This window comes from Methanoculleus sp., from assembly GCF_036677455.1.
Taxonomy (GTDB): Archaea; Halobacteriota; Methanomicrobia; order Methanomicrobiales; family Methanoculleaceae; genus Methanoculleus.
Genome location: NZ_JAVBWL010000005.1, coordinates 21,252 through 37,910, shown reverse-complemented (window position 1 = coordinate 37,910; position 16,659 = coordinate 21,252). Strand labels below are relative to the sequence as shown.

General features: G+C 62.9%; 16 protein-coding genes. 10 read left to right on the top strand and 6 right to left on the bottom strand.

All coding sequences use genetic code 11. From position 1 onward, the window contains the following. The 3 genes from V6K60_RS01290 to V6K60_RS01280 all read left to right on the top strand — a co-directional run bounded on the left by V6K60_RS01290 (position 1) and on the right by V6K60_RS01280 (position 3,229). Positions 1-1,086, top strand: coding sequence for an ABC transporter ATP-binding protein (locus tag V6K60_RS01290; RefSeq protein WP_332448701.1), 1,086 nt, complete (start codon positions 1-3; stop codon positions 1,084-1,086). Positions 1,087-1,278: 192 nt separating this feature from the next. After that, on the top strand, positions 1,279-2,166 hold the full coding sequence (locus V6K60_RS01285; protein ID WP_332448700.1) for an ABC transporter permease: 888 nt from the start codon (positions 1,279-1,281) through the stop codon (positions 2,164-2,166). Further along, positions 2,153-3,229: an ABC transporter ATP-binding protein gene (locus V6K60_RS01280; RefSeq protein WP_332448699.1), complete on the top strand. Its 1,077-nt coding sequence runs from the start codon at positions 2,153-2,155 to the stop codon at positions 3,227-3,229. The genes V6K60_RS01285 and V6K60_RS01280 overlap by 14 nt, the downstream gene beginning before the upstream one ends. Here the strand turns inward: V6K60_RS01280 and V6K60_RS01275 are convergent. From V6K60_RS01275 to V6K60_RS01250, 6 genes are all read right to left on the bottom strand, one after another. After that, complete coding sequence (locus V6K60_RS01275) at positions 3,189-3,443, bottom strand: SemiSWEET family sugar transporter (protein ID WP_332448698.1); 255 nt, start codon at positions 3,441-3,443, stop codon at positions 3,189-3,191. The genes V6K60_RS01280 and V6K60_RS01275 overlap by 41 nt on opposite strands. Before the next feature lie 48 nt (positions 3,444-3,491). After that, positions 3,492-4,625: a putative sulfate/molybdate transporter gene (locus V6K60_RS01270; protein ID WP_332448697.1), complete on the bottom strand. Its 1,134-nt coding sequence runs from the start codon at positions 4,623-4,625 to the stop codon at positions 3,492-3,494. A 62-nt stretch (positions 4,626-4,687) separates the two neighbouring features. Then, positions 4,688-5,653 carry a mechanosensitive ion channel family protein gene (locus tag V6K60_RS01265; RefSeq protein ID WP_332448696.1) on the bottom strand — a complete coding sequence of 322 codons (966 nt, stop codon included), beginning with the start codon at positions 5,651-5,653 and terminating at the stop codon, positions 4,688-4,690. A gap of 39 nt (positions 5,654-5,692) precedes the next feature. After that, positions 5,693-6,577 carry a mechanosensitive ion channel family protein gene (locus V6K60_RS01260; RefSeq protein ID WP_332448695.1) on the bottom strand — a complete coding sequence of 295 codons (885 nt, stop codon included), beginning with the start codon at positions 6,575-6,577 and terminating at the stop codon, positions 5,693-5,695. Between the two features lie 28 nt (positions 6,578-6,605). Further along, complete coding sequence (locus V6K60_RS01255; RefSeq protein WP_332448694.1) at positions 6,606-6,986, bottom strand: hypothetical protein; 381 nt, start codon at positions 6,984-6,986, stop codon at positions 6,606-6,608. A gap of 49 nt (positions 6,987-7,035) precedes the next feature. Continuing rightward, a complete protein-coding gene (locus V6K60_RS01250; RefSeq protein ID WP_332448693.1) occupies positions 7,036-7,269 on the bottom strand; it encodes a hypothetical protein in 234 nt (77 codons plus the stop codon). Positions 7,270-7,358: 89 nt separating this feature from the next. On the opposite strand from V6K60_RS01250, the gene V6K60_RS01245 reads away from it, so the two are divergent. The 7 genes from V6K60_RS01245 to V6K60_RS01215 all read left to right on the top strand — a co-directional run bounded on the left by V6K60_RS01245 (position 7,359) and on the right by V6K60_RS01215 (position 16,149). Beyond that, on the top strand, positions 7,359-8,165 hold the full coding sequence (locus V6K60_RS01245) for an amino acid kinase family protein (protein WP_332448692.1): 807 nt from the start codon (positions 7,359-7,361) through the stop codon (positions 8,163-8,165). 146 nt (positions 8,166-8,311) lie between these two features. After that, on the top strand, positions 8,312-9,736 hold the full coding sequence (locus V6K60_RS01240; RefSeq protein WP_332448691.1) for an RNA-guided endonuclease InsQ/TnpB family protein: 1,425 nt from the start codon (positions 8,312-8,314) through the stop codon (positions 9,734-9,736). Between the two features lie 72 nt (positions 9,737-9,808). Continuing rightward, positions 9,809-10,507, top strand: a complete 699-nt coding sequence (locus V6K60_RS01235; RefSeq protein WP_332448690.1) for an ABC transporter substrate-binding protein — start codon at positions 9,809-9,811, stop codon at positions 10,505-10,507. A gap of 177 nt (positions 10,508-10,684) precedes the next feature. After that, complete coding sequence (locus V6K60_RS01230) at positions 10,685-11,611, top strand: substrate-binding domain-containing protein (RefSeq protein WP_332448689.1); 927 nt, start codon at positions 10,685-10,687, stop codon at positions 11,609-11,611. Between the two features lie 59 nt (positions 11,612-11,670). Beyond that, positions 11,671-12,372 carry an ABC transporter permease gene (locus V6K60_RS01225; RefSeq protein WP_332448688.1) on the top strand — a complete coding sequence of 234 codons (702 nt, stop codon included), beginning with the start codon at positions 11,671-11,673 and terminating at the stop codon, positions 12,370-12,372. Between the two features lie 5 nt (positions 12,373-12,377). Continuing rightward, complete coding sequence (locus V6K60_RS01220; RefSeq protein ID WP_332448687.1) at positions 12,378-13,454, top strand: ABC transporter ATP-binding protein; 1,077 nt, start codon at positions 12,378-12,380, stop codon at positions 13,452-13,454. 196 nt (positions 13,455-13,650) lie between these two features. Beyond that, positions 13,651-16,149 (top strand): PEGA domain-containing protein, encoded by a 2,499-nt coding sequence (locus V6K60_RS01215; protein ID WP_332448686.1) that lies wholly within the window; start codon positions 13,651-13,653, stop codon positions 16,147-16,149. Positions 16,150-16,659: the final 510 nt, after the last annotated feature.

Here is a 16,659-nt window from a genome sequence, read left to right as displayed (position 1 = left end):
ATGATGGCGATCATCAAGGCACACGATATCAGCAAGTCCTACGGCAGCCTGGAAGTCCTCCACGACGTCGACCTCTCGGTCGGGGAGGGCGAGATCCTCGGTCTCATCGGGCCGAGCGGTTCGGGGAAGAGCACGCTTCTCCGGCTCCTCGACCTGATCGAGCCCGCGAACGGGGGAGAACTCTCGGTCTTCGGGATCGACACGGTCGCGGAACGCGGCCGCTGGCTCGATCTCCGCCGCCGGATGGGGATGCTCTTCCAGCGGCCGATCGTCTTCAACGCGTCCGTCTACGACAACGTCGCGATGGGGCTCCGCTACCGGCGGGCTTCCGGCGAAGATATCGACCGGAAGGTGAAGGATGCCCTCGAAGCCGTCGGGCTCTCCCGCTACATCAGAAGCCGGGCGACCGACCTCTCCGGCGGCGAGCAGCAGCGGGTGGCGCTCTCAAGGGTGCTCGTGACGGACCCCGAGATCCTCTTCCTGGACGAGCCGACCGCGAACCTGGACCCGACCTCAACCGCTACCATCGAGCGGATCGTGACGGGCCTGAACCGTGAGGCCGGGACAACCGTCCTCATCAGCACCCACGATCTCTCGCAGGGGCAGCGCCTGGCTCACCGGATCGCGGTGATGATCGACGGCACGATTGCCCAGACCGGGCCATCGAGCGAGGTGTTTCGCGAGCCGAAGAATCAGGGGATCGCCCGGTTCGTGGGGGTCCAGAACATCATTCCAGGCCGGACCGTCTCGCGGAGCAACGGATTCACCGTCGTGGAGGCAAAGGGAAGGGAGATCCTCTCGGCGACGCCGCCGCCCGCCGACGAAGTTGAGATGATCATCCGGGGCGAGGACATCTCCCTGCATCGGCGGGAACCGGGGCACGAGGAGGCGGAAAACCGCTTCCCCGCCACGGTCACCCGTATCGAGCCCACGGCGCCGTTCGTGAACGTGACTGTCCACTGCGGGTGCGACCTCGTCGCGCTGGTGACCGCGAGGAGGGCGGAGACCCTCGGGCTCCGCGAGGGGATGGAGGTCTGGGTCTCCATCCAGGCGAAGGCGGTCCACCTGATCCCGGGGAAGGAGTGAAAGCGGGCACCGTGCAGCGCTTGTCCCGGTCGATCCCCTGGAGGTCCGGCTCCTGCCCGGTGATGCCGCCAGAAGCCAGGGGTTAACGAACTCTTCTTAATTCATGCCAAAAGCGATACTCTTACATCCGTTTGCCGTTAATCCTCCTGTGGCTAATCGCCCGCAAGCATGGAACGGTATAATCACAGAGACATGGAGACCGAAGTCACTTTTCGAGACGTTCTCCGGGGCGAGGGTGAGGATGAAACAGCCCTTCTCCGGTGGAAGCGGCGCAGGAGGCAGCAGATAGACTGGTGCATCGTCGGGTTCTGCATCCTGGGTGCGGCGATCGCCGGCATCACGGTGCTCGCGCTCGCCAACATCGCGATGACGGAACTCGCCGATCCGGCCCACCTCATCGAGGTGGCGCTCTCCTCAGAGGTGATCCACTCCATCCTCCTCACGTTCGCTGCGGGGGCAAACGCCGTCCTCCTCCTCCTCCTCTTCGGCACACCGCTCGCCTACGTCCTCGCCCGGTCCCGCCCCTCGCGGTTCAAGGGGTTCGTCGAGAGCATCGTCGACATCCCCCTCATCCTGCCGCACACCGTGGCTGGATTGCTCGTCTACCTCCTCTTCATGCGCCGGGGATGGCTCGGCGCCCCGCTCTCCGAGATCGGGCTCGCGTTCGAGGACGCCTACCCGGGCACGGTCGTCGCGATGCTCTTCGTCGCCTCCCCGTTCTTCATCAACACCATGCGGGAGGGGTTTGAGAAGGTGCCGGTCCACCTGGAGAACGTCGCCCGCACCCTCGGCGCCGGCACGTTCACCACCTTCCGGACGGTCACGCTTCCCTTGAGCCTCCGGCACATGTACAACGGGGCAATATTCTCCTGGGGGAGGGCTATCGGGGAGTTTGCCGGCGTTATCATGATCGCCTACTACCCGTTCATCATATCGACGCTGATCTACTACTCGTTCACGACGGACGGGATCCAGACGAGCCGGAGCATTGCGTTCGTCGTCATCCTGGTCAGTTTAGGGGTATTCTACCTCCTCCGGCGGATGACCCGGTACTTAGGGAGGTACGATGATAGAGTTTGACCGCGTCTCGCTCACCCTTGGCTCGTTCTCTCTCAAGGAGATCAACCTCTCCATCGGTAAGGGCGACTACTACTTCATCGTCGGGCCGTCGGGTGCGGGGAAGACGGTGCTGCTAGAGGCGATCGCCGGCCTTCATCGGCCTGACCGGGGCCGCGTGCTCCTCAGGGACGCCGAGATCACCGCCCTCCCCCCGGAGAGGCGCGGGGTCGCCCTCGTCTACCAGGACTACTCGCTCTTTCCAAACATGACGGTCGCGGACAACATATCCTACGGCCTCAGGGTCCGGGGGATGCGGAAGGCCGGGGCCCGGGCCGAGGTTGCTCCCCTCCTCGAACGGTTCGGGATCGCTCATCTCGCGGACCGTTACCCGGGCACCCTCTCCGGCGGTGAGCAGCAGCGGGTGGCGCTTGCGCGGGCCGTCGCGGTGAAGCCCGACATCCTCCTCCTCGACGAACCGCTCTCGGCCCTCGACCCGGTCACGCAGGAGAAGTTCATCGAGGACCTCCGGCGGCTCCACCGGGAGGACGGGCTCACGATCGTCCAGGTGAGTCACTCCCGCCGTGAGGCACACCTCCTTGCCACCCGGATGGCGGTGATCATCGACGGGAGCCTCGTGGACGAAGGAGACGCGGCGGCCGTGCTGAACGCGCCGAAGAGCCGCGAGGTCGCAGCGTTCGTCGGGGTCGAGAACATCCTGGACGGGACCGTGACGGCAAACCAGGACGGGCACGCGATGGTGGATGTCGGGGGAAGGATCTTCGAGGTGCTGACCGACGCGGCAGCCGGCGAGGCGGTCACCCTCTGCATCCGTGCCGATGACGTTGTCGTCAACGCCGGTGACGGTGTGCAGAATACGCTCTCCGGGAGGGTCGCCTCGGTCGTGGAGAACGGTCCCGTCGCCGAGGTGCGGGTGGACTGCGGCGTCATCCTGACCGCGGTCCTGACCCGGAGGTCGGCACGCGACCTCTCCCTTCTTCCGGGGACCCCCGTGACCCTCTCCGTCAAGGCGACGGCGATCCACGTCATCCGCTCTTCGTCTTCATCGAGAGAAGCAGGCCGATGAGGCCGGCCGTGACCGCGTTTGCCGCGATGATGGCCGGGTCCGCTCTCACCACGCCGTAGGCGAGCCAGAGCAGGACGCCGGCAAGCAAGACGACGAGCGTTGCAAGCGAGATGTCGGCGGTCGACCGGGTGCGCCGGGCCCGGATGACCTGCGGCGCAAACGAGAGCGTCGTGAGCGTCCCGGCGATGAGGCCGAGTGCGGTGACGGTGTCCATGAGTCTCTCCTCAGGTCTTTTGCGAGATGTGATAAACCCGGGGTCCGGTCAGGGCACGAACCGCTGCTGGCCTTCCCACCGCTTGAGAGCGTAGGCAAGGACCATCCCGACGATGAACGCGACGGTGAGGCCGACCAGGAGGGTGAGGACGGCGATGACCCCCGTGACCAGGTAGGACTCCGTCTTCGCGCTATGCTTCCCGAGTTCGAGCGCCACGAAGACCAGGAGCCCCCCGAAGACCCCGAACGGGATGAGAGTCAGGACCTCCGGCGGGGCGAAGGCGACGGCGAAGATGAGGATGAAGATCCCGGCGATGATGTTCGCCCCGCCGGTCCTCGCGCCGAACCGGTACATGGCGGCGAGCCCCCCGGCGCCGTGGCACATGGGGAACCCACCGAGCGGCGTTGAGATCAGGTTCATCGCCCCGATCGTCCGGGAGAGGCGGTCCGGGTCCACGCCCTTCTTCGGGAAGAGGTCGTAGGTGAGGAGCGATGTCGCGAGGATGGCGTTCGCGATCGTGAGCGGGATCTGTGGGAGGGCGAGGTCCCAGGTGCCGGCGATGAAGTCTGCCGGCACCGGGAGGATGAGGGTGGGAAGGGGCATCAGGCGGAACGGCGGCATCCCCTGCGTGGCGATGCCCGCGGCAAGCCCGATGAGGAGGACCAGGAGGGCGGAGATGTCCGGCACCCGGGTGCGCTGCGACGCGATGAAGAAGGCGAGGATGATCGCGATGGAGAACGCCGCAAAAAGAACGTCGGAGACGATGTAGCCGAACGATGTCTTCAGGAGGAGGAGCGCGAGGCCTGCCTGGACGCCCCGGATGACGCTTTTGGGGATCCGATCGCCGAGCCAGGTCATCCCGCCGACGAGGCCGAGGACGAGGAAGAGCGCGCCGACGATGATCCCGGATGCCACAATCTCTCCACCACAGAGCCCTTCGGCGATGACGATGGCGCCGATCGCCTTCATCGGTTCGATGGGGATAGGAAGGCGGTAGTAGAGCCCGGTGATGATGAACCAGGCGGCGAGGAAGAGGAAGAAGTGGCTGATGTTCACGTCCGGGCAGACGATGGCGACGCCGAGCAGGATGGGAAAGATGGTGCCGAAGTCACCGACGGCCCCGGCGATCTCCTCGAGGGTAAACCGGATGCCCCTCTCCTCCGTTCCGGTGCTCTCCGTCATGGTTCTGTTCCCTATTGTCTCCTCTCGTTATTTGATATTGTGGAAGGGGCTCCTGAGTGTCGTCACGCCGCCTGCCCGGTCTTCACACCCCTCTCACCGGCCATGGGTTCCCCGGGAGATGCGGCAGGTCCGGGCTCATCCTCCCACTTCTTCTCGCCAATGAGATCTTCGGCCTTCAGGTGCTCGATGACGTTGTCCAGGTACTCGGAGACGATCCGCTCTCTTGCCGTGACCTCCCGGATCCAGACCCGCACCGTCAGCCTGACCCAGTCCTCCTTGATGGAGGAGATCTGCACCTTCGGTTCGAAGATTGCGAGGCCGGTACGGGGCAGATCGGACGACAGACGACCGATATAGGGGAGGTCGAAGAGGCTCTGGATGGCCGACCGCTCGGCCTTATCCACGTGGGGAAGGATGCGGGGGTGGTCGTGTGCGGCGGCAAGTGCGATCGCCTGCACCCGCTCAAGGTTCGCCGTGACGGGAACGGCAAGCGGGATCGAGACCTCCAGGAACCCGGCCCGGGAGTAGTTGGTGACCTTGGAGGTGATGATGCTCGAGTTCGGTGTGAGGACCAGCCCGCCGTCGAACCCCTGGAGGATCGTCGTCGTGAAGGAGATGTCGAGCACCTTCGAGATCCCGGTCTCCGGCCTCCCGCTGACGACCACCCACTCCTCGAGTTGAATCGGGCGGTTGATCGTGATCAGGATGCCGGCAATGATGTTCTGGATGATCTGGCGCGACGAGAAGGCCACGACGATACCAAGGATACCGAGCGATGCCACGAAGGCTGTCGGGTCGAAGTCAAGGAGGTACCTGGCGCTCGCGTAGACCCCGCCGAAGGTGATGCCGTACTGCAGGATGGTCGCTGTCCACTTGGCCTTCCCCCGGGTGACCCGCTCGTCCAGAACTCGCCGGACGAGCATGTAGGCGAGGTTGCCGAGGAAGAGGAAGCCGAAAAGGGCCAGGATGAACGCCAGAAATGCGTCAAGGGTCACCCCGCTGATGAGGGCCGGATCAGTGACCTGCATAGAGAGAAGAATGAGAGGGGAGAGGATTAATCTCTTCCGTCATGCTACCTCGGCCTTGACCGGGATCTTCTCGGCCTGCAGGCGCTCAAGAACCCTCCCCAGGAAACGGGACGCGATCTCGTCCTTCCGTGAGACCTTCTGGATCCAGACCCCGATCGTCAGTTTGATCCAGCCGTCAGTGACCGATGCGAGATGGACGATCGGATCGAAGCGAGCAAGGTCGGGGCGCTCGGCGCGGAGACGCCTGATGTAGGGGAGGTCGAAGAGGTCCTGGGCCCCGATCCGGTTGGCCGGACCGTGGCTCGAGAGGATCAGGGGGTCTTCGAGCGCTGCTGCGAGTGCGATCTCACGCACCCGCGCGAGATCGGCAGAGACCGGGACGGAGAGCGAGACCTGGATCTCTCGTAGACCGCTCCGCGAGTAGTTGACGACCTTGGACGCGATGATGTTTGAGTTCGGCATGAGGATCAGCCCGCCGTCGAGCCCCTGGAGGATCGTCGTCGTGAAGGAGATGTCGCGCACCTTCGAGAGCCCGGTCGCGGGCCACTCCCCGACGATGATCCAGTCGTCGAGGTTGACCGGGCGGTTGACCGTGATCAGGATGCCCGCAAGGATGTTCTGGAGGATCTGGGTCGATGAGATCGCCACGACGATACCGAGGATGCCAAGCGATGCGGCAACGGCTTTCAGGTCGAATGCAAGGAGGTGGCTGGCGCTCGCATAGACCCCGGCGATGATGATGGCGTACTGCGTGATGGTCGCCGCCCATTTGGCCGTCCCGTGCGAGACCCGGCCGTCCATGACCCGCCGGATGAGCATGTAGGCGAGATTGCCGAGGAAGAGGAAGGCGAAAAGAGCCAGGATGAACGCTAAGAACGCCTCAAGGGTCACCCCGCCGATGAGGATCTGATCGCCTGCCAGCATCTCATATAAGGGTGGGGGGGTGAGGGTGTTAATCCCTTCTCTGGTGGTTCCCGGTCCTGCTGTCTGCCGATGTTGCGGCCTCGAGTGCCGAGAGGATATCAGCGCCGAGGACCGCTTCGGCACGCTCCCGGTAGCGCTCCGCCATGATCGCGAGGAGCCGCTCTGTCCCCGCCGGCAGGGTGGAGATGCCGACTCGCTCCGCCCGGCGGATCAGCCCGTCCCGTTCCATCTCCCCGAACCGGGGGAGGACGTAGTAGTGCGGGATCCCCAGGTGCTCGGCAAGTTTCCGGGTTGTCGGGAACCGTATGGAGATGCCGCCGGGGGAAAAAACGATCGTTACGCACCGGTCCTCGTCGAGGAGGATCCTGATGGCCGCATCGATCAGGTCATCGTATTCGTGTGTGGACATCTGATCGTAGAAGTACTCGCGTCCGGTGGAAAAAAGGGAGCCGGTTTGATTACGACGCTTCCGCCTTCATCTCGCCCCGTTCTTCCTCGGGCATCTCTTCGAGGTAGACGACCTCTGCTCCCACGTCCTTTGCAATCTGTTCGAGTTCGACCTTCCTGAAATGAGTCCCCTCGACCTTCAGGTGCCTCTTTTCGCCCTGCTCTTCGACGACGGCGACGACGCGGAACCTGGGCTGTTTCACGCCGGTGCCGACTTTCTGGCGTTCTCGTGCATAGATCTTCATTCTTCACCTCTAACCAACTGGTATATCAGCAGATATGCCGCGAAGATACTTAATACCTATCCTCGTATATCCTATGAGGAGACGATAACATGGCAGAGCGTTTTGAAATGGGATCGAGACTGCGCGGGGAGAGCCTTGTCCGGCGCGGCCTGCTTCAGGAGACCGAAGGTGTCCGGCAGATCCGGATCATGCCGGACTTAAATGTGATCAAGATCGGCGGCCACGGCGTCATCGATTACGGGCGAGAGGTGATTTACCCGCTCATCGAGGAGATCGGCGGACTCTCCCGGAACCACAAGGTCCTGGTCGCAACCGGCGGCGGCGCCCGGGTGCGGCACATCCTTGACGTCGGCATCGACCTCGGCATGCCGACAGGGGTGCTTGCAGAACTGGCGGGCAAGATCAGTGAGCAGAACGCAATCATGGTCTCGCTCCTCTTCTCGAACTACAACGGCGTCCGGATCAACACCGACGACCTCTTAAACCTCCCCTCGCTCATATCCCTCGGGATGCTCCCGGTGGTCCAGGGCACCCCGCCCTACGGGCTCTACGAACACCCGCCGAAACTCGGCAGCATCCCGCCGCACCGGACCGACACCGGCGCCTTCCTGATGGCCGAGGTGGTCGGCGGGAAGAACTGCATCCTCGGGAAGAACGTGGACGGCCTCTACACGGAAAACCCGTTCCTGAACCCTGAGGCCGAGTTCATCCCGGAGATCACGGCCGATGAACTTCTGGAGATGGAGATGGAGGACATGGTCCTTGAACCGATGGCGGTCGAGCTCCTCCGTGACGCCGTCCACGTGAAGGAGATCAAGGTGGTGAACGCCCACGTCCCCGGAAATATCACGAAAGCCGTCAACGGGGAGCGGATCGGCACCCTGATCCGGGCGTGAACCCCCGGAGTCAACTTTTTTTCATCTCGAACGGGCAAGGAGACCCCCTGCGCAAGCGGGGGGAGGAATTGCCCGCAGCAATCCCCGTACACTTTCGCGTTGCGCGGCTATTCTTAATGACGGATGGGCAACAAAGATAGAGAATAATGGCACTGCGAGTTGTCAGCAATTACCTCCATCTTCCCCGGAAGACCTTCTGGATCCTCGACACGCTCGCGTACCATGCCAAGAGCATGTACAATGTGGGGTTGTACAACGTCCGGCAACACTCTGCCGCGCACCAAGAGAACCGCCAGATCCTTCTTGGGATCCGCCCGGACCTCACCTCCCGGGTAGATGTGCTGGTCGGATCCTATCTCCCCTACACACGGAAGAAGGACTTTCCTTACAAAGAGTGCAGCAACTACGTGCAGTCAAAGGCAAACGAAAACTATGGATTGCTGCACAGCGACACCGCTCAGCAGACCCTCAAGTCCGTTGAAGAAGCCTACAAGAGTTACTTTGGACTACTGAACTTGTACCGCAATGGGCAGCTCGAAGACTGCCCGCGCCCTCCTCACTACCTCCCTAAAGACGGACGGTTCAAGCTAGCCTTCCCTCGTGCTCACCTTACGATCCGCAATGGGTTTGTGACGCTCGGGATGTCCATCAAGTTCAGGAAGCAGCACGGCCTGACGGGGAAGGAACTCACGTTCCCGATCCCGCCGTGCATCAAGCCGCACCAGATCCGGAAAGTCACGATCCTGCCGGTTCACGGGGGAAAGGCGTACAAGATCGAGTTCTGCTACAAAGCCCCTACGAAACCCCAGAACCTTGACCCTGCCCAATATCTCGCTATCGATCTTGGGCTCGACAACTTTGCGACGCTGGTTGACACCGCCACCGGGGCTGCCGTCATCCTCGACGGTAAGCGTATCAAATCACTTAACCGGTGGTACAACAAAGAGAACGCACGGTTGCAGAGCATCAAGGATAAGCAGGGTATTCGGGGCATCACGAAGCGCCAAGTTCAACTGCTGAAGAAGCGGGACGGCCAGATCACCGAAGCGATGAACCGGTACGTGACCTGGATCGTGAACCATGCCCTCCAGCACCGGATCGGCACCGTGATCCTCCCCCGCTGGGACGGGATCAAGGACAAGATCAACCATGGCCGGCGGGGGAACCAGAACTTCGTGCAGGTGCCCTATCATAAGTTCCGGCAGAAGCTGAAGAGCAAGTGCGAGCGGTATGGGATCCGATTCGATGATTCTCATTTTGAGGCATACACCTCGCAGGTCGATGCTCTCGCGCTCGACCCGATCCAGAAGCCCCCCTACGGGAGAACTCGAAGGGTCAAGCGTGGACTCTACCAGAGTGCTCTGGGCACCCTGATCAACGCCGATGTGAACGGCGCTCTGAACCATCTGCGAAAAGTAGCCGGTGATTCCGTGGTTCCACGGATAATCGGTAGGGGCCGTGTCAACCGGCCCGTGCGAATAAGGACGACCTTTGAACCGTCAGCCTTCGCACCCATTAAATTGCTGCCCTGTGCCCCGCAAGGGGCCCCCGCAGCAAGCCCCCTGCGCTAGCGGGGGGTAGTTGACTAATCGCAAAGAAGCCTTATTCAGTCTTGCGGGCGGATCTATACAGCAAGCGATCCCATGACCATCTATCTCGGCATCGACGACACCGACACCCGCGAGTCCCGGGGAACCGGACGGCTCGCCCGCACGATTGCAGCAGAACTTGCCAGATCGTACACCGTGACGGGGGTGACCCGGCACCAGCTCTTTGTCCACCCCGCCGTCCCCTACACCTCCCACAACAGCTCCGCGGTCATCCACATCCGGGATGCCGGGAACGGGGCAGCGGCCGGGATATTTGCGACGGCAAAGGAGATGATGCTCGCCGACTTCATCGAGGGGAGCGACCCGGGCATCTGTGTCGCTGCCGACCGGGATATCAGGAGCGACCTCCACTGCTTCGGGCTCTCGGCAAAGACGAGCATCGTGACACAGGGAGAGGCGCGACGACTTGCCCGCGAGGCCGGCCTCCTCCTCGAAGGGCTCGGCGGGACCGAGGACGGCGTCATCGGCGCGGTTGCCGGCATCGGTCTTGCGGCCTCGGGAAACGACGGCCGGTTCGTCGTGAAGGGGACGACCCGGAGCCTCTCCGGCAACCAGACCGTCGCCGCGATCCTGGCCTCCGGTGTCGACCGGGTCGAGACCCGTGAGGGGACGGTGGTCGGTGAAGGCACCGTTGCTCTCCGAAAGTTCCCGAAGCCCGCTCTCGTCGGCGGGGCGGCGGTCCTCTACGTCGAAGCGGACGGCGACGGCTACCGCGACATCGTCGTAGGGTGACGGGGGCCGCCCCCTTCCCCGGGCCGGGAGAGGAGAGTACCGGACCCGGTATTCCCATTTTCGGCAGGTTTAATGGTTAATTATATCAAAAAGTAGCCTATTTAGGTTAACTACTTAACAACAGATATAAAACTATCATATTTAATTATCTGGAATACGATACTTGAACTGATAGTTATGGTTAAACGAACCCTCTTTGCCGTTGCGGCCGTCTTGATCGCCCTCGTGCTGATCTGCGGCTGCACCGGGACGACGACCGACCCGGTCCCTGAAGAGAAGCAGCAGCTTCGTATAGCGACCACGACGAGCCTTTACGACACCAAACTCCTCGAGCACCTCACCCCGATCTTCGAGGAGAAGTACAACGCCGAGGTGCTGATCGTCTCTGCCGGAACCGGCAAGGCGCTCGAGTACGGGCAGCGCGGCGACGTAGACGTCATGATGGTGCACGACCGTGCCCGTGAAGACACCTTCCTCGCCGACGGCTACGGCACCAACCGGCGCGTATTCGCCTACAACTACTTCGTCCTCGTCGGGCCCGAGTCCGACCCGGCAGGGGTCAAGAACGTGACGCCCGAAGCAGCGTTCACCGCCATCCGCGAGAAGGGCATGGCCGGCAACTCAAGCGTGATCTTTGTCTCGCGCGGCGACGCCTCGGGCACGCACGCGAAGGAACAGGCCATCTGGAAGGCTGCCGGGTTCAACTATACCACGCAGGTGAAGGGCTCGGGCGACTGGTACCAGGAGGCCGGGACGGGCATGGGCGCGACCCTTGAGATGGCAAACGAGAAGGAGGCCTACACCCTCTCCGACATCGGCACCTACCTCGCTTACAAGGGCGATCTTGACCTCGTGACGATCGTGGATGAGGGCGATATCCTGCTCAACGTCTACTCGGCGATGCAGATCAACCAGGAGAAGTTCCCCGACATCAACAGCACCGTCGCGAAGGACTGGGTCAACTTCATGATATCCGACGACATCCAGAAGGAGATCGCCTCCTTCGGCGTCGATAAGTACGGTCAGCCGCTCTTCTACGCCGCAAAGGACGACTGGCAGAAGATCGGCGTGACCGAGGCTGAAGTGAAGAACCCGATCGCCTGAACAGGCCAAAAACCCAACCCCTTTTTGCCACCGGCAAACCCATAATCAGGTGCACGAGCATGTACGAGATCATCGAGGGATTCCTGGAGGCGGCGAGGCTCATTGTCACGCTTGATGCCGACGTGATGGCCATCGCTCTCCGGAGTATCTTCATCTCGCTCACCGCAACCGTGATCGGGACGCTCGCTGCCGTCCCCCTCGGTGCTGCGATCTACTTCGGTGCGTTCCCCGGGAGGAAAGGTCTCATCAACCTGATCCAGACCCTCTATGCCCTCCCCACCGTTGTCGTCGGTCTCCTGATCTTCCTGCTCATATCCCGCGTCGGGCCGTTCGGCTTCATGCGGCTTCTCTTCACCCCGACCGCCATGGTCATCGCACAGACGGTCCTCATCCTGCCGATCATGATCGGACTCACCATATCGGCGCTCTCGGGAGTCGACCCGGTCCTCAGGGACGCCCTCCGTTCGCTCGGAGCGACTCGCCTTCAGTTCTTCGGGAACGTCATGAAAGAGGCCCGGTTTGCGATCCTCGCGGCCGTTGCGGTCGGGTTCGGGCGAGCGATATCCGAGGTCGGGGCGGCGATCCTCGTCGGCGGCAACATCATGGCGTCGTCGTTTGCGAGTTCGACCAGAGTACTGACGACCGCGATCTCGCTCGAGACGTCGATGGGCAACATATCCGAGTCGATCGCGCTCGGGATCATCCTCCTCGTCATCGCTCTCGGCGTCAACCTTGTCATCACTGCGATTCAGCACAGGTAGAGCCCATGATTGAACTAGTCGACGTGAGAAAAGAGTTCGATGGGAAGAGCGTGCTCGCCGGCGTCACCGGACGGATCGAGCGGGGCGAGATCTTCGCCGTCATCGGCCCCTCCGGGTCGGGGAAATCGACCCTGCTCCGCCTCATCGATCTCCTCGATACCCCGACGGGAGGGACGATCCGGGTCAAAGGTATCGATATCCACGCGGAGCGTGAAAAGAGCCTCGCTATCCGCCGCATGATGGGGATGGTCTTCCAGAAACCGGCCGTCTTCAACACGACGGTCAGCGAGAACATCGCCGTTGGGCTCCGGTTCAGAGGAGCGGACGAAGGGAGGATCCGCGAGAAGGTCGAGGAAGCCCTCGATATGGTCGGCCTTACCGGCTACGGGGAGCGGCGGGCCCGGACGCTCTCGGGCGGCGAGATGCAGCGGGTGGCCCTCGCGCGGGCGATGGTGATCGAGCCGGAGATCCTCCTGCTGGACGAACCGACCGCAAACCTCGACCCGGTCTCGGTGGCGACGATCGAGGAACTGGTCGTCCGGATCAACCGCGACCTCGGCACGACGATCGTCTTCTCGACCCACGACATGTATCAGGGGCAGCGGCTCGCCCACCGGATCGGCGTCCTGATGAAGGGCGGGTTTTCGCAGGTGGGGACGCCGCGGGAGGTCTTCACCCTGCCCGCGACCCGAGAGGTCGCCCGGTTCGTCGGGATCGAGAACATCATCGACGGTGTCGTCGTCGGGGAGAACGGCGCCTCCGTGGTCGATGCCGGCGGCGTCCGGGTCCGGGCCGGATGGCTTCCCGGCCCGGGGGAGGAGGTCTCCCTCTGCATCCGGTCGGAGGACCTGCGGATCGCCCCGGCGGATGCCGCGAAGGCTCCCCACGGCAAGAACGCCCTCCCCGGCGTCGTGACCGCCGTCGTCCCGCGCGGCCCGTTCAGCAGGGTGGCGGTCGACTGCGGGGTTCCTCTCTCGTCGGTCCTCACCTGGAAGAGGGTGGACGACCTGGACCTCCGGGAAGGGAGCCGCGTCGTGGTCTCGTTTGCGCCGGAGTCGGTCCACGCCGTTCGGCGGGATTGAGGGGGCGCCCCTCTTCTTACTCTCTGCCGTTCCGCACTGTGAGATGCCCGGCCGGGCGGTTTCGATACGGGCGGTGCCGGGATTAATGCAGAATGCACCTTCGATAACGCCCCGTATTAAAAACGGATTGTTAATATAAGTTCTCCTCAAAAATAGTGGATAAAATCCGGCAATATCCCGGGGAGGTCTGCAGTTTATGGTTGCTATGAGCAAGGCCGAAGGCACGGTCAGGTTCGCGGTATTGTGCCTGATCGTGGGGTGCTTCATGCTCCCCGCGGCCGCGGGGGCGGCGACTGTCTGGAACGTCTCCCATGTGGCGGGAGATGAAAACTATACAAGCCTTCTCGATCTTCCCTTAATCAGCGAGGGCGATACTATCCATATCTGGGGTGCCGAGGGAGAACCCTACGAGGGGGGGATTGTTATCGGTATGTCCGGCGTGACCATCAAACGCTGGGAAGGCTCTCCCACACGCCCGATCATCACCAACTCCTCGCACACCACCCCGGCGATCAACGTCACGGGAGATGGGGTTACCCTGCAGGGCCTCAACATCTCGGGAAACAGTCTTCGTCTGGGTAACGGCGCCGGGGTCCGGGTCACCGGAACCGTGGATACACGCATCCAGGGTTTCACCGTCACCGACTGCGTCTTTTCCGGGAACGCGGCGACCAGCGGGGCGGTGTCGCTGGAATACGTCGACAACAGTACAATCGTCGACTCGATCTTTGCGGACAACATGGCTGCCTACGGCAGCGGGATGTATCTCTCCAGATCCAACAACGCCACCCTGACGGACACGACCTTCACGGGCAACACGGCCCAATTCTATGGCGGTGGGGCATGGTTCCTATTTTCTACCAGCCCCATCCTGACGAACACGACCTTTGCGGGCAACACGGCAGACATTCACGGCGGTGGAGTGAGTTTCAGCAGTTCCACCAACCCCATCCTGACCGAGACGACCTTTACAGGCAACACGGCCCCCGATGGCGGCGGGGCATACTTCGGCAATTCCGCCGGCCCCACCCTGACGGACACAACCTTTGTGAACAACACGGCAACCACCGGTTTTGGCGGCGGCGGCGCGCATTTCTATATGTCCAACAGTGCCACCCTGACAGGCACGGGCTTTGCGAACAACACGGCAGGTAACGGCGGTGGAGTATGTATCTACAAGTCCGCCAGCGCCACCCTGATGGACACGGTCTTTACGAACAACAAGGCAACCAATAACGGCGGTGGGGCATACTTCCACGGCTCCTCCGGTGCCGCCGTGAAAGGCTCGACCTCCACGAACAACACGGCAGACCGGTGGGGCGGCGGAGCGTGTTTCTTCGATTTCACCGGTGCTGCCATTATCAACTGTCACTTCGATAACCCCACGAATATCTACGCTGGGGGATCAGGCGCCGTCTTAAACGGCAACCGCAGCAGCAGCACGGGGACAAACATCGCCGGCGGGCCGTACCTCGGCGGCAACCTCTGGCTCACCGACCCGGCCCAGAACATATCGGAGTGGGGCACGGACGCCGACTTCGACGGCATCTGCGACGAAGCCTTCATCATCAGCAACGATGACGGCAGTCCATTCGGCACCGACCACCTCCCGCTGGTCTACGGTGGGACGGCGGTGGTCAACTCGGCACCGGCGGGGGCGTCCATCCATCTCGACGGTGTGGGGCTTGCCCGCACCACCAACACCTCCCTCTACCTCCCGGCCGGGGGCCACGACCTCACCGTCGCCCTCAATGGCTACGTGACCCCGGAAAACCGGACGGTGACGATTGCCGCGGGACAAACCGTACCGGTCTCCTTCGCCCTCGCCCCGGTGTGCGGGTCGCTGACAGTCTCGTCCGTCCCGGAGGGAGCCAGGATAATCTTCAACGGTATGGCGACAGACAACACGACGAATACGACCCTCGCAGAAGTCCTGCCCGGCAACCATACGGTCACCGTCAGCCTCGACGGCTACGTGACTCCGGAGAACCAGACCGTGATGGTCGTCGCAAACGAGACCACGACAGTATCGTTCACCCTCGACCCGGTGCCGACTCCTGCACCCCGGCCCCACGGTTCCGGCGGGGGATGCTCGCACGTCTCGGCCGCTGCGGCAGGCAATATTCCTGCCGGTGGCCACGCCTCGTTTGCGGTGCAGGGCACCGCGATCTACTCGGTGACGGTAACGGCCGGGGAGCCGATCCCGGAGATCCACATCGCCGCAGAGACAACGGGACTACCTTCAGGCATCGACGCCCCGCCTGGCACGGTCTATGAGTACGCTGAACTGACCCTGTATCGCACGACGGACGCCGCCCTTGCGAGTGCGACCCTGAACTTCGCCGTCCCGAAGGCATGGCTGGCGGAGCGGGGTTTTGCCCCGGAGGGTGTGGTGCTGTACCGCTACTATAACAGCACCTGGCAGCCCCTCCCGACGGAGATGATCAGGGAGGACGCCACCAGATACTCTTTCACCGCCGAGGGCCCTGGATTCTCCCTCTTTGCGATCGCTGCGGAAGGCGGGGCCATCGTTGCAGGCGAACCCACCGCTCAGCCGACAGCGACCCCGGCACCGACCGCTGCCGCCACGGCACCCGCGGAACAGACGCCGGCCCCACAGCAAAGCCCTGTTCCATGGGAGCTCGCCGCCTTTGCCGCAGGCACGGCATACCTCCTGAAGAGGAGGCGCCTATAATAAATCCCACAGGGAGTTCGTCCCCTTCCATCCCCGGAGAACCTTTTTCCTGCCCCGGTGCATCCCCGATGATGTCGGAACGCAAGATCCGGTTCACTCTTCTCTCGCAAGGTGCGGGAACACCCTGCGAAGATGCCTATCCAGCCGCCTTCTGAACTCCCCATGATCGAGCCTCCGTGCCTCATGACCCGATAGCACCAGGATCCGGTCGGTCTGCGCGATGAGAATATTGAGCGACAAGGCGGCAAAGAGGAGCGTTGTCTCCCCGAGCTCCTCGCGGCGCGTCGCAGGCAGGGTCGAGAGCGGCGTCAGCGGTGCGCCGTCGTATCGAGCGGCCGGACCGGGCAGGTGTTGATGGGACGCTCAATCGCCCCGGGTCGATGCGTGCCCGGCCATCTTCAAGCCATCGACGGTCCGGCCTCCCTGCCCCGCCCGGGAGCCGTCCGCTCCGCTCATACGCTCTTCACCTGGTTTCTAGCGCCCCGGGCACCGGGGAGGTTGCGCACGGTT

Excerpts from the sequence above, each read along its gene's own strand:
- V6K60_RS01290 (WP_332448701.1), top strand. The coding sequence starts at position 1 with ATGATGGCGATCATCAAGGCACACGATATCAGCAAGTCCTACGGCAGC.
- V6K60_RS01285 (WP_332448700.1), top strand. The coding sequence starts at position 1,279 with ATGGAGACCGAAGTCACTTTTCGAGACGTTCTCCGGGGCGAGGGTGAG.
- V6K60_RS01280 (WP_332448699.1), top strand. The coding sequence starts at position 2,153 with ATGATAGAGTTTGACCGCGTCTCGCTCACCCTTGGCTCGTTCTCTCTC.
- V6K60_RS01275 (WP_332448698.1), bottom strand. The coding sequence starts at position 3,443 with ATGGACACCGTCACCGCACTCGGCCTCATCGCCGGGACGCTCACGACG.
- V6K60_RS01270 (WP_332448697.1), bottom strand. The coding sequence starts at position 4,625 with ATGACGGAGAGCACCGGAACGGAGGAGAGGGGCATCCGGTTTACCCTC.
- V6K60_RS01265 (WP_332448696.1), bottom strand. The coding sequence starts at position 5,653 with ATGCAGGTCACTGATCCGGCCCTCATCAGCGGGGTGACCCTTGACGCA.
- V6K60_RS01260 (WP_332448695.1), bottom strand. The coding sequence starts at position 6,577 with ATGCTGGCAGGCGATCAGATCCTCATCGGCGGGGTGACCCTTGAGGCG.
- V6K60_RS01255 (WP_332448694.1), bottom strand. The coding sequence starts at position 6,986 with ATGTCCACACACGAATACGATGACCTGATCGATGCGGCCATCAGGATC.
- V6K60_RS01250 (WP_332448693.1), bottom strand. The coding sequence starts at position 7,269 with ATGAAGATCTATGCACGAGAACGCCAGAAAGTCGGCACCGGCGTGAAA.
- V6K60_RS01245 (WP_332448692.1), top strand. The coding sequence starts at position 7,359 with ATGGCAGAGCGTTTTGAAATGGGATCGAGACTGCGCGGGGAGAGCCTT.
- V6K60_RS01240 (WP_332448691.1), top strand. The coding sequence starts at position 8,312 with ATGGCACTGCGAGTTGTCAGCAATTACCTCCATCTTCCCCGGAAGACC.
- V6K60_RS01235 (WP_332448690.1), top strand. The coding sequence starts at position 9,809 with ATGACCATCTATCTCGGCATCGACGACACCGACACCCGCGAGTCCCGG.
- V6K60_RS01230 (WP_332448689.1), top strand. The coding sequence starts at position 10,685 with ATGGTTAAACGAACCCTCTTTGCCGTTGCGGCCGTCTTGATCGCCCTC.
- V6K60_RS01225 (WP_332448688.1), top strand. The coding sequence starts at position 11,671 with ATGTACGAGATCATCGAGGGATTCCTGGAGGCGGCGAGGCTCATTGTC.
- V6K60_RS01220 (WP_332448687.1), top strand. The coding sequence starts at position 12,378 with ATGATTGAACTAGTCGACGTGAGAAAAGAGTTCGATGGGAAGAGCGTG.
- V6K60_RS01215 (WP_332448686.1), top strand. The coding sequence starts at position 13,651 with ATGGTTGCTATGAGCAAGGCCGAAGGCACGGTCAGGTTCGCGGTATTG.